This is a genomic window from Boudabousia marimammalium, from assembly GCF_001936115.1.
Lineage (GTDB): Bacteria > Actinomycetota > Actinomycetes > Actinomycetales > Actinomycetaceae > Boudabousia > Boudabousia marimammalium.
In genome coordinates this window covers 1-12,934 of sequence record NZ_MPDM01000011.1, presented here as the reverse complement: position 1 = coordinate 12,934, position 12,934 = coordinate 1, and the positions used below count along the sequence as shown (strand labels likewise).

At 55.2% G+C, this 12,934-nt stretch carries 10 protein-coding genes; 4 read left to right on the top strand and 6 right to left on the bottom strand.

Translation table 11 applies throughout. The features are described from left to right. The coding region (locus tag BM477_RS07955; RefSeq protein ID WP_222842298.1) for an SGNH/GDSL hydrolase family protein at window positions 1–1,616 on the bottom strand (1,616 nt) is incomplete at its 3' end. A 195-nt stretch (window positions 1,617–1,811) separates the two neighbouring features. On the opposite strand from BM477_RS07955, the gene BM477_RS07950 reads away from it, so the two are divergent. Continuing rightward, entirely contained in the window at window positions 1,812–3,167 is a 1,356-nt protein-coding gene (locus BM477_RS07950) for a carboxylate--amine ligase (protein ID WP_075362138.1), read from the top strand. Window positions 3,168–3,172: 5 nt separating this feature from the next. Here BM477_RS07950 and BM477_RS07945 read toward each other — a convergent pair whose 3' ends face one another. The 4 genes from BM477_RS07945 to BM477_RS07930 form a co-directional block, all read right to left on the bottom strand. After that, complete coding sequence (locus tag BM477_RS07945; protein ID WP_075362137.1) at window positions 3,173–4,741, bottom strand: aspartate:alanine exchanger family transporter; 1,569 nt, start codon at window positions 4,739–4,741, stop codon at window positions 3,173–3,175. A gap of 87 nt (window positions 4,742–4,828) precedes the next feature. Further along, on the bottom strand, window positions 4,829–5,638 hold the full coding sequence (locus BM477_RS07940; protein WP_075362136.1) for a DsbA family protein: 810 nt from the start codon (window positions 5,636–5,638) through the stop codon (window positions 4,829–4,831). Window positions 5,639–5,690: 52 nt separating this feature from the next. Continuing rightward, complete coding sequence (locus BM477_RS07935; protein WP_075362135.1) at window positions 5,691–7,487, bottom strand: serine/threonine protein kinase; 1,797 nt, start codon at window positions 7,485–7,487, stop codon at window positions 5,691–5,693. A 12-nt stretch (window positions 7,488–7,499) separates the two neighbouring features. Continuing rightward, the gene (locus tag BM477_RS07930) at window positions 7,500–8,306 is read right to left on the bottom strand and encodes a sulfite exporter TauE/SafE family protein (protein WP_075362134.1); all 807 of its coding nucleotides are present in this window, start codon (window positions 8,304–8,306) and stop codon (window positions 7,500–7,502) included. Between the two features lie 229 nt (window positions 8,307–8,535). Here BM477_RS07930 and BM477_RS07925 point away from each other — a divergent pair, with 229 nt between their 5' ends. From BM477_RS07925 to BM477_RS07915, 3 genes are all read left to right on the top strand, one after another. Next, window positions 8,536–9,627: an ABC transporter ATP-binding protein gene (locus BM477_RS07925; RefSeq protein ID WP_075362133.1), complete on the top strand. Its 1,092-nt coding sequence runs from the start codon at window positions 8,536–8,538 to the stop codon at window positions 9,625–9,627. A 133-nt stretch (window positions 9,628–9,760) separates the two neighbouring features. After that, on the top strand, window positions 9,761–11,107 hold the full coding sequence (locus BM477_RS07920; RefSeq protein WP_075362132.1) for a DUF4032 domain-containing protein: 1,347 nt from the start codon (window positions 9,761–9,763) through the stop codon (window positions 11,105–11,107). A gap of 119 nt (window positions 11,108–11,226) precedes the next feature. After that, a complete protein-coding gene (locus BM477_RS07915; RefSeq protein ID WP_075362131.1) occupies window positions 11,227–12,576 on the top strand; it encodes an MFS transporter in 1,350 nt (449 codons plus the stop codon). 68 nt (window positions 12,577–12,644) lie between these two features. On the opposite strand, the gene BM477_RS07910 is transcribed toward BM477_RS07915, so the two are convergent. Continuing rightward, on the bottom strand, window positions 12,645–12,934 hold a 290-nt coding region (locus BM477_RS07910), incomplete at its 5' end, for an LPXTG cell wall anchor domain-containing protein (RefSeq protein ID WP_143230260.1).

Sequence of the window (12,934 nt, the reverse complement as noted above, 5' to 3'; positions counted from 1 at the left end):
TCCACAGTCGGCTCCACCGTAGGTTCCACGGTCGGCTCCACCGTAGGTTCCACGGTCGGCTCCACCGTAGGTTCCACAGTCGGTTCCACAGTCGGTTCCGGAGTTGGTACGACAACCGGAACAACAGTAGCGACAAAGCCCGCAGTCCGAATGGCTAACGCGCTAAAGTCTGGATCGATGACGCTTCCCACAGCACTGTTCAGCACATGTACTTCAACAGAATCCTTCTCATACGCTGCACCCAGAACTTTCTTCCATTCAGGATCAGATACTCCCGGACTACCAGCAGCATGGCCAGTCTCAGGGGTGCCGGGCTGTGCTGCACTACTGGCATCGCCGATGAAATAAACAATCTTCCGGGCACCGTCAGCCCACTCTTGATCGATTGCCTTAGATACACCAACACGAGGCGCAACCTCTAGTGCAGCAGCGGGATTAACCGCCGCAAGCCGAGTTTTGACCGCATCCTTATTCACGGCATCCTCGAAAGAGAACAATGGAGCGTAGTCATCGTTGGAAGCTAGGAATGCTGAGTATCGAACCTGTACCTCAGGCACATCAAATTTCGCCAACGTAGCTTCCACAAAGGCATCCACCGTGGGACGGGTAGTATCATCTAGCTCTCCACCGCCGTAAACAAAGGTGACATCAATCGGACCCGTCAAACGCTCAGTATCGCGGACGTTCCCCGGGATTCCTAAGGTCTCAGCGAGGTGCTTGCCAATCATCGTGTGCCCAGTAATATTCGGGTGATAGAACACTCCGACCTCAGTCAAAGATGCACCCTTCGACACCGTGGGATTATCCCCTTCCTGCACTCCCTCTGTCTCAAGGAACTCGTTAATCCAACGCACCTCATTGCGGGCACTGGTGTCAGGATCTGGTTCGTGCCCCTCAAATAGGCTGGCTAAAGACACATAGCTGGCTTTCACTGAATGATCCTGATTCCAAGCTTCCACCAAGTCCTGTTGCAACCGGCTCGCATCATTTCCTAAGGTCCGCACCGCTGCAGCCGCATCCCACGTGCCATCAAACCACCATCCAGGAATGGTGTAAACCTTATCCATTGCCAACAGAGGGTACCCAACCAACACGATTTTGCCATCCTGCGGCAGCTTCGCGCTCACATGCTCCATCAGCTTCCAAGTATTCTCACGAACTTCAGGCAGTTTGTCGTTCGCGGTCTTCACAGCCTTCTTGCAGCCACTCTCAGAACGGTAACCAAGCAAGAAACAATTGGAAACAATATTGGCAAAAGCTACATCATTGCCGCCGATAGTCATCATGACAACGTCGTGCTTATCTGAAATATTATCTACCTGGCTGTTCTCCACATTCTCAATCACCGCGTTACTGTAAGCGTAATTATGGATAGTGGTATGAACATCTTGCTCATTAAGCCAATTGCTATAGTTATGCCCCCAGTTACGGGTACTGCGGTAGGAATCCTCTGGGCCATAGTAATCGCCAGCACCATTGCCGGCGGTATATGAGTCTCCCAACAGGGCGATACTCAAATACTTATCTGCAGCGACAGCTTGCACTGTGAGCGACAACAACGAAAAAGCTAGAACAGCCGATAAAACAGAAAGAAATGAGCGCATCGATTTGGTCATGGAGGATACGCTATCTCGAATCGCTTTCCCGCGTCAACCGTTTCACTATACCGTTATCAAACGCAAATATTTTGTTCATTTTCATCCGGTTTAATAGGTACACCCACGCTTCGACAGGCAAGAAAATGGCCCGGCTGGAAAAGCCGCTGATTGATATAATCAGTGCAGATTAATAGCGTTAGAAAAGGAAAACCCATGTCTGAGACAGCGGAACCCAAATTTCATCCAGTTATCCTAGGCCCGGATATTGGGACCTATGCGCTGGCCCGCTCCTTCAACGACGAATGGGGAATGAAACCGACCGTAATTGCGGCCATGGAACTAGGACCAATCGCAAACTCCTCCATCCTGGACCCACATATTTACGACCGGGAACAGCTACCAGACCCGAACACCAGCGACCCGAATGTTGCGGCCCTCTTGCAACTAACTCCGCAGATCAAAGCAGAGCACCCCGGCAAACAGCTACTTCTGATTGCAAACACTGACGGGAAAATCTGGGAAATCCTAAACCACCGCGAAGCCCTTGAGAAAGACTATGTTTTCGCGCTTCCCGACGCCGAAACCATATCCACTACCAACGACAAAGGGCACTTCGCTGAACTGGCCCGCAAATACGGTTTAGCGGTCCCTCCCACTCTAGAGATTCGCCTAGACGACGGCGTTGAAAGCATCATGGCCAGCCTAGAAGAGTCCGGATTCAGCTATCCGCTAGTGCTTAAACCCTGCTATGCCTTCGACTACGAAATGCTCAAATGGGAAGGCAAACGCAAAGTCTATATGGTGGACAACCAAGAACAAATGGAACACCACCTGCGCACGCTGATTAAAAAAACTGCCGGAGTGGAATCCGCCAGAAGGTTCGTCATCCAGCCCAGAATCGACGGGAATGACACTCACAATCTGCTGATTACAGCATATGTTGACCGCACCGGAGCGGTCACCATGCTCAGCTCCGCGCATGTCCTCATTGAAGACCATGCCCCCTCGGCCCTAGGAAATCCCGCCGCCATGATTACGGAACCCTACCCGGAGCTCTACCAGCAGGTAGAACGATTCCTCACCGGGATTGGCTGGCACGGATTCGCAAACTTCGACCTGAAGGTAGATAAAAACACCGGCATCGTCTACTTCTTCGAAATCAACCCGAGGATTGGCCGCAGCTGCTACTACAACACGCTCAGTGGCCTCAACCCCATGCCGGTCACAGTGGATGACATTATTGAAGGTCGAACCGGACAAAAACGCTACATGCAAAAGTCGGCGCTCTACACGATTATCCCGCTGCGCCTACTCTACTCCTACGTGGATGACCACCTAGTGGCACAGATCAAACGACTCAAAGGCAGGGTCGGGCATCCGCTACTTAACCCGAACGAACGCCACTTCTCACTGCGCTCCCTCAAACGTGAACTTTACGTGCGGCTAGCCCTGCTGAACCACTACCGTAAATACCGCCGTAACTATCCGGTATCAGCATTCCGCGCGCAAGGCGCCGAATCCTACGACACCACACCTTTGCGCGGCCCCATTACGGGAACAGAACAGTAGTTCAGCTACAGCGCCACAATTAACGGCACCAGCAGAATCTTAATAATCGTGATGAAAGCGAACAACGTCGCGTAAGCGGCCTCGACACGCTCATCCGCAACCAAGGATTTAGCTGACTCCAAAATGGCGGGCTGCCCCAGCAGGCCAGAAATCGCACCACCGGTACGAGGCGCCGACAATCCCAGCAAATAAGCCAAAAGTAGCAGGGTTGAACAGGCAACCGTCACAACCACGACCGCCAAAATGCCGGCACGCAAACCAGTCTGGGTAACTGCTAGCTGAGCGAAAGCCGGGCCCGCAGTCAGGCTCAAACCGGCCATGAACAGCAGCAATCCCAGCTGCCGGATCGCCTGATTAGCTGCCTGTGGCATCACCCAAACCAGCGGGCCGCTACGCCGCAAAGCACCCAGCACCGTGCCCACTACCAGCGGACCCGCAGCGGGGCCGAGGGTGAACATAATGCCGCCGGGCAGTGGAATCGGGATCATGCCAACCAGCACACCAATCGTCAGACCTAGACCAAGGCTCAAAGCATCAATCTGAGTGATCTTACGCCTAGAGTCACCCAAGAAGTTACGGACCTCAGCCATCTTGTCACGCGGGCAAGCTACCAGCACCACATCGCCTGGCTCCAAACGCATATCGTCAGCCGCCAAAAGGTCCAAGTCGCCGCGACGCACGCGAGTCACCACCGCGCCAAAACGGTCGGGCAGGTTCAAAGACGCCACAGTAGCACCATAGTGACGGGTGCGTGAGATTGTGACCGGCTCAAACACCACATCTGTGCGATTGTCTTGCAGGCGGTGCTGCTGAACTTCACCAACCGCGGCGGCCGCCCGCTGCACCTTATCGGATAGTCCAACAATCACGATCTCATCATCAGCCTGCAAGTCCTCGTTCGGGTTCACCACGCACATTGAATCGTTACGGAGCAGGTAGGAAACCCGGACCTGGCCTTCATCCCAGCCGGGAATATCATGCACTGACAGTCCGTGATGCAGGCGCACAGTCAAAGGGGTGAGGCCAACGCCGGTTAACGAGGGGGTGTCCCGTTTCCCTTCCCATTTGCGGGGAGTTACAAAGGAAACGAAGGCAATAGCGACGAAAACTACCAGCGGATAAGCGAAAGCATAACCCACTGCAGCATCCGGGGAGTCAGTCATGCGGCGGGCCGTATCGAGGGCGGGCGCAGAAGTCAGCGCACCCGTAAAAATACCGCTACGTAAAGCGACCGGCACATCCAGTAGCTTGCCGCCAAAAATTGTGGTTACCGCAGCCAACAGCACGGCCAGAGCGCCAGCCAGTAGCAGCGGGGTCTGCTTTTTGAAATCAGAGAAGAAAGAGGGACCTGCACTCAATCCCACCATGTAGACAAATAAAGCCAGACCCAGGGTGAACAAAATCTGCATTCCCTCACCCACGCCGGGGACCATTGCAGAAAGCGCTAAACCAACAAACAGTGCGCCCGCCGCACCGAAACGCAAACGCCAAAACCGGATTTGCCCGAAAGCGGCGCCAGCAGCCACCACCAGCACCACTGCCAGAATCGGATTGTTTTCTAAAAGAGCTACCATTTCTAACCTGACTATCTAAGCAAATAGGTGGGCCCGATACGAAAGTACCGGACCCACCAGAGGCGTTAACATAACATGCTTAAAGGACTACTTCTTAGCTGACTTGTCGATTGCAGCTAATAAATCCTCTGCGGTCTTGTGCTCGGAGGTCTTCACCTCGGTGCCGTTCACTACGTACATAGGGGTGCCGTAGCGTTCATCGCGGCCTTCAATCTTCGCTTCTGCCCAGTTCTTTGAGGCAGTAGCCAAGTAATCATCACCCAACTGTCCGGTCAGTTTGTTGACGTCACCATCGGGAACCCCAAGTCCGCGCATGATTTCCTGGACTTTAGCAACAGAAGCGGAAGTGTCATTCAAAACACTGCCATCGTTAGCTTCGATCTGCTGCAACACGAAAGCGAAAATCTGATCGTGGTACTGCTTGAACTTATCCGGAGAGGCCTTCGCGGTAATCAAAGCACCCGCAGTGGAAGCACTAGTGAAAGGCATCGTAGCTGTCGGAACCAAGTTCAGTCGTAAAGCGAATTCGCCCTTTTGCGCGCGCTCCACCAGCTTGTCACCGATGGGCTCATTAGAAACTGCACAGTGACTACAAGTATAGGAGACGTACTCATCCACTACGGAAACGCCTTCAGGCACGGTAGCAGTGACCTTATCCTGGTACAGTACAATCGGCTTGCCGCCGTTGAAATCACCCAGCGCATCAGCCGCCGGACCAACCTTATCGCGGTGTGTTGCCACCCAGGTAACAATCACGATAGCTACGACCAGTAAAGCAATAACTGAGCCCCACAGGATGGCGCGCATCCGGCGAGCTTTCTTTTCTTCCTCGGCTCTCATCTGGGCAGCACGATTCTTGATTGACGCTTGCGGCTTGGGGCCTTGTGGACGTCCCATATTGTTCCTCCAAAAGTATTTGTTTCGAGTACCAGAGTACAAGGTTCGGCCTTTAGTTTCCCGTATAAATGCTGTACGCCATACCACTAATCGCGAACAGAAGAATTAAGCTAGACAGGTTCACCAGCACTCTAGAGCTTCGAGACACAAACATTTTACCTACCAAAACCGCAGTAAACCGACGATGAGAAGCCACAGTTGGGCTCAGCCAGTACACCAAGTAGGCCAAGGCTGCCGTTATCGCCACCGTCAGTTTGGTTTGTGCCGGCAGAGAAACCCAATCTACTTGCGACAGCAAAAGCCTAGGCAGGTCGAAAGTGTCGGGCAGATCCGCGGAGCGCTCTCCCAGCACAGTGAAAACTCCCGCAGCGATAGCGACCCCCAGCAGCCCGGCGACCAGCGTGAAAGCGAAACCGCGGGGAATCGCATACAGTGACGCCCCCAGCAGGCGAAGCCACCTATTTCCGACCGCACCGCTCTTGCTGAGCTGGTGCTGCTGCCAGATGTAGCCGAAAGTATTGCAGGTAATTGCGTAGATAAAGAAAGCCACGCTGACGGGAATGGGGAAGAAAAAGAAGCCTAAAGTCAGCAATGCACCCAGAGCCAGGCGTGGTATCCAAAGCATCATGGGTTTAGGTTTTTCAGCTTCCAGTCCCTCACTGAAGGGGTGGTATTCGGCGGCCAGTTGCGGATCCCACGGGCTGCCGGGCACAGGCTGAGGCGTCGGGGATATGGCCTGCTCCCACTGTATTGGTGCGGGTATCGGGCCAGCACCCATCGGGGCGACCCCCGCCGGCGCAACCGAGCTCACCGGCAACCGGGTGGTGGCGGGCTCCAGCGCGGCTGGCAGCGGCAAGGTTTCTTGGATCCGGGCTACCTGCGGGGCCGCGATAGTTTCTGTGGGTTCCAGATTTTCCGGGGACGAGGAGGCCGAGGGCGCCCCCGGCTCAACCGCGGCAAGCTCATATTCAGCAGTATTTAACTTGGTTGTTGCTTCCTCATCCTCAGGGTTGGGGAGCCACAGTGTGGCTGGCTCGGTGAGGTCCATGTTTTCATCAGATTCAGCCGCTATCGCGGATGCCTCCAGCTCCTCCAAGACAATCTCCCAGGCGGGAAAATCCTGCAAACTGGTGGTCAATAGTTCCTGGAATTTTTCTGCCACCGCGGCAGGTAGCCCACTGGTGTTCGGGGTGCCGGCAATCACCCGGCCCAAAATGGTGGCCTGCGGGCCGGAGCCGAAGGGCGGCTGGCCGGTCGCGGTGAACAGCACAGTCGCCAACCATGCCCACCAGTCGGAAATAGCGTCAGGTGCTCGCCCTTGCAGGACTTCGGGGGGAACATACCCTGCCGTGCCCATCACCAGTCCGGTGTCTGTGAGACGCTCCCCCTCGTCAGCTTGCGCCACCCCAAAGTCAACCAGCACGGGCCCGCGCGGGGAGAGAATAATATTGGACGGTTTCAGGTCGCGGTGCACCACCCCGGCCTGATGCACGCTATCTAGGATGCCGGCTAGGCGGCTACTAAAACGCAGGCACTGTTGCAGGCTCATGGGACCGCGGCGTTTCACCGCTTCCGCCAGGGTGGAGCCGGCCACCAGGTCGGTCACAATGAAGGGTTCCACACCGTCCACTTCATAGTCGTGGATCCGGGCGATACCTTCACTTTTGATGGAGTTAATGGCGGCGGCTTCGCGGCGCAGACGTTCCCGGGCCTGCTCATCATTAGCGAGGGCGGGATGCAGCAGTTTCAGGGCGTGCAGGTTGCCGCCCTCGTCCTCGGCCTCAAAAACGACAGCGGAAGCTCCCCTGCCCAGTTCACGCAGGAGACGGTAACCACCCAGATTTCGCATCACAGCCCCAGTTTAGAACCCAAACCACGTGCGGACAAACATGTAAACGCTGGCGAAGAAAAGGAGGCCGGAGAAGGCGCCGGTGAGGCTGGAGGGGCGGGCGCTTTGGGAGAGTCGGCCACCCATTTTGGAACCCAGGAAGGAGCCCGCCACGAACAGTGCGACCAGTAGCCAATCAGCATGGAAAGTGCCCTGGGCGAGACCCGTCCCGATTGAGGTGAGGGAAGCTAGGAACATGACGATTAGGGAGGTGCCGGTGGCGCGGCGAATATCGAACTTTAACACCAGCATGAAGATGGGGACGACCGCGAAGCCACCTCCCACCCCGAACAGGCCGGTGAGCATCCCGGTGCCGGTCGCCATCACCGCTAACAGGGCCAGCATTTTCGAGGAAAGCGCAGCTCTTTCACCGGCGGTAGGTGTTTGTGGGCCTGATTTCGCGCCCTCATTCAGGCGCATCCTCCGGGCCCTGCGCAGCATGATGAGAGCGACCACGAACAGAAGCAGAGCGAACAGGTAGACCAGTTGACGGCCGTCCAGTTGCGCGTTCAGAGTGCGTCCTAGGATGGCGCCGAGGGTGGTGAGAGCCCCAAAAATCAGTCCTTCTTTGACCAGCACTTGGCCGGCCTGATATTTCTTCCGCAGCGGGATTAACGCGGTGATTGCAACGATTACGAGGGATGCACTGGTAGCATCATGGGGGCTTTGGCCGAGGAAGTAGGTGAGGACCGGGACGGAGAGGATGCCTCCCCCAGCGCCGAGGGCGGAGACGACCACTCCCACGCCGACTCCGACCAGAATCGAAATCACATAATTCACTCCGGTTCACCTTCTTTCGGATTGGATTCACTCAACAGCCTACCCGGATTGCGTAATTGATGAGAATTACATCAAATTTACTAGGCATTCTTCGGCTAATCATGGCATACTGTTTGTTAGTTGGGCCAAATTGCAATGAAAGCATCCCAACTGTGTCAGAGCGGACACACGAGCTGACACCTTTCACAACGGATCGTCCGGCACGTACCTGCCGGTGAAGGGAATAGTTATGGCAACTGTAACTTTTGATAAAGCAACGCGCGTTTACCCGGGCGCAGACAAGCCCGCCGTGGACAAACTGGATCTCAAGATTGAGGACGGAGAGTTCCTCGTCCTAGTTGGTCCTTCCGGTTGTGGTAAATCAACTTCGCTGCGTATGCTCGCAGGTCTGGAAGAGGTTAATGCTGGCCGCATTTTTATTGGTGACACTGATGTTACCGACATGCAGCCGAAGAACCGCGACATCGCTATGGTGTTCCAGAACTACGCCTTGTACCCGCACATGTCAGTGCGCGACAACATGGGTTTCGCACTGAAGATTGCTGGTGTCCCCAAGGAAGAGATTAACGAGCGTGTGGAAGAGGCAGCTAAGCGTCTCGACCTGGTTGAGTACCTAGATCGTAAGCCGAAGGCTCTTTCCGGTGGTCAGCGTCAGCGTGTTGCGATGGGTCGCGCCATTGTTCGTAAACCTCAGGTCTTCTTGATGGATGAGCCTTTGTCGAACTTGGATGCGAAACTGCGTGTGCAGACCCGTACCCAGATTGCTGCTTTGCAGCGCTCCCTCGGCGTTACCACCGTGTACGTTACCCACGACCAGACTGAAGCTCTGACCATGGGCGACCGCATTGCTGTTTTGAAGGACGGCATTTTGCAGCAGGTTGGCACCCCTGAGGACATGTATGACCGTCCGGCTAATGAGTTCGTCGCCGGCTTCATTGGCTCCCCCGCCATGAACTTGGCTAAGTTCGATGTCAAGGACGGGGTCGCACACCTTGGTGGCGCGCATATTCCGCTCTCTCAGGCAACCTTGGATGCTATGACCGCGGCTGATGAGGGTAAGCTCACCATTGGTTTCCGCCCGGAGTCTTTGGAAGTTGTTTCCGCTGACACCAGCGGCGCTATCCCGATTGTGGTTGATTTCGTGGAAGAGTTGGGTTCAGACTCCTTCGTTTACGGCAAGCTGGCCGGCGAAAACACCGACCTGATTGTCCGCGTCGCACCGCGTACCGCTCCGCACCCGGGTTCCACCCTGTACGTGCGCATCAAGGAAGGACAGTCTCACCTGTTCTCGGCCGCTACTGGCACCCGTCTCCCCCAGTGAGCGGGCTACTAGTTTGAGCATTTAGTTCATACCTTTGAAAGTGGGGTTGGTTTCTCCGTGAAGCCAACCCCACTTTTGTGTATTCTTCGGGTGTTTAAATGCAGAACCGATAGCCCTGTGAAAAGATAGAAGTATGCCTCAGTTAGCGATTCAAATCAGAGCAGCCAATATTGATCCGGCTCTCCTTGACCTACCTTGGGAACTGCCCCTCGCAGATTGGCCTACCTCCTATTTGGCGGCTCTCCCCCGCGGTATTTCCCGGCACGTGGTGCGTTTCGTGAATCTCTCTGGTCGGGTCATCGCGGTTAAGGAGATTGGGGAGACAGTCGCCCACCGTGAGTATTTGCTGCTGCGCGATTTGAACCGTCTGGACGCACCCTCGGTCCAACCTACCGCGGTGATTACTGGCCGCAAAAATAGTCAGGGTGAGGACCTCAATAGCGCCCTCGTGACTGAGCATTTGCAGTATTCACTGCCTTACCGTGCCCTGTTCGCCCAGTACATGCGCCCGGAGACTGCTACCCGTCTGATTGACTCTTTAGCGGTCCTGCTGGTTCGTCTCCACCTGCTGGGTTTCTACTGGGGTGATGTTTCTCTTTCGAATACTTTGTTCCGTCGCGACGCGGATGAGTTCGCCGCCTACCTGGTGGACGCGGAGACTGGGGAGCTGCATCATCGTCTTACTCCCGGCCAGCGTAACTATGATGTGGATCTAGCTCGGACCAATATTATTGGGGAGCTCATGGACCTGCAGGCTGGCTCTTTCATGCCTGAAGATGTTGATGTGATTGAGATTGGTAACCGCATCCAGCAGCGTTACGAAGATCTTTGGAATGAGCTGACCGCTGAGGAGTCCTTCGACCTGAATGAGCGCTGGCGTGTCAGTGAGAGAATCAAGCGTTTGAATGATCTGGGCTTTGATGTGGGTGAGCTGTCTATGAGCACTGACCTATCTGGCACCACCATGAGGATTGAGCCGAGGGTGGTGGACGCCGGTCATCATCATCGTCAGGTGATGCGACTAACCGGCTTGGATGTGCAAGAAGCCCAAGCGCAACGCATGCTGAACGATTTGGAAACCTACCGTCTTTGGCATGGACGCCAGGATGAACCTTTGGAGCTGGTCGCCCATTCTTGGATGGCGGAGGTTTTCGAGCCGGTGATTAATACGGTGCCGCCGCAGCTGCGGCGCAAACTGGAGCCAGCGCAGATTTTCCATGAAGTATTGGAGCACCGCTGGTTCTTAGCGGAGCAGGCCGGCCATGACATCCCCATCGTGGAGGCGGCGCAAAGCTACGTGCAAAACGTGTTGGAGCACCGTCCAGATGAGGAGGCTTTCCTTGATCCGGTAGAGGACGAGGAAGAGATTTTGAACGGCTACGGAACCTTCGACGAGGATGATGATTTCGGAGTGGATGAGCCCAGTTTCATTCGGGAAGGTGGCAGTGCCCATTCAGCTGGAGACTCCCCCGCTTTCTAGGTAGTAAAGCCACTTTAGTCACATTCTGAGGGGAGTGTTTTCTTCCCCCTTGCGTTATCGGCTGGTTTGACATACCGTTTCCTCGAATGCTCTTCTTTTCCGTCCCTGCTCGGAGCGCTATGACCACCGTACTTTCGGGGATTTCCCGCATCACTCAAAACCGCATTTTCGCATCTCGACGACCCCGAATTTTCTCAGTCACGATGGTTTCTGAGCTGACTGTTGGAGCTCACGTCGGCGGCGCCGGCGCGCTCATGTATTTGCTGTCACGCGATTTTGCGCTTCCGGTCTCCGATTTTGCGTTGCTTGGCTCCATCATGGGTGTCGGCATGGTGGTTACCGCTTTACTGTCTCCGTTGTTGATGAAGGCTTCTCCAGACGCGATTTTCTACGGCGCCTCCATCATGGTGATTATGGGTGCTCTGCTGCTGGCTTTCGGGCCAAGCTGGTCGCTAGTAATGTTGGGGACTATTCTTTGCGGCCTAGGTATTTCCGGGTCGATCCTTATTATCCCAGTGGTTTTGCAAGGTCCCCGCCGAGCCCGAGATTTAGCGCTGGCTAACGGAGCGTCCTCGGCCGCATCCATTGCCACTCCCCTGCTGTATGGCTTCATGGAATCCCTGCCCTGGGTGAATGCCCGTTGGTCCGTGCTGGTGCTGATTATTCCCTGCATTGTGGTTTTGCTGATTATCCGCAAGATCAATTTCAAAATCACTCCTTCTGCCTATGCGGAACGCTGGCTGGGGCGACGCAAGCGCCGCCGCAAAGACCTTTCCGATGCTTTCCCACCGGTAGCTACCGTGCAGGCTTTTGGTGGCCCCACCCAGGTTTCCGAGGACGAATTGGGGCGTGCAACTATGCCTTCAGCTCTGTCGTCAGTCCATGTGACAAACCTCTTCGAGGCACGAAAGATTGGACAGCTTATAAAACGTCACGGCTCCCGAGCCGCCAACCGGATGCTATTGATTGGACTCACCCGCGTCGCACTCGCTTCAGCTACTGAGGCGGCCCTATACGCTTGGGGCATTGTGCGCCTAATCAACATTGGTGTACCCACTTCTACTGCCGCTTTCCTGGGCGCAATCTTCCCGCTAGGAATTTCTTTGGGCCGTTTCAGTGGGTCCTTAACCTTGAAGATTCCCGGTATCTTCCAGATTTCTTGCCTCCTGTCGATTGTTGGCACCATCATGATTGGTTGGTTTAATCAGCCGCTTATTGTGGTCGCTGGCCTTGCCATCGCGGGCCTGGGTACGGCTTTGCTCTACCCCATCACGATTGACGATATTTTTGCTCTGCCGGGCCTGTCCAATCAGCGCTCTGCAGCTTTGGGTGTGCTCTCTAGCGGCGCAGCTATTTTTGCCACACCCATGCTGCTGCCGGTGGTTGCTTCGATCATGCCGCTGGGCATGGCCCTGCTAACACTGGTTCCTTTGACTTTGGTGTTGATGTTCTTGCCTACGGGCAGGTAAGCCAACTGAAAGGGCCGACGTGTAGAATCATCCACACGCCGGCCCTGTTCTTTAGCCTAGGCTAGTTTCTATTTGTCCATTCCTCGCTTGCGCAAGTAGATAGCTACTGCACCGATTAGCAAGGCTAGGAAGACTGCTACCGCAATGAGGGCAGTGGAGTCACTAATACCGGTATTCACTAGCGACCCCTTGTCAGTCGTACCGGTCTTACCGGTCTTACCGGGAACACCATTAGCACCAGCACCAGCACCAGCACCAGCACCATCAGGAGTAGGCTTAACAGTCACGCTAGGAGCAGACTCAGCCTTCTTCACACTCCAAGCCAGCTTAATCAACTGCGGGCTAGCAGCCCCAAGCT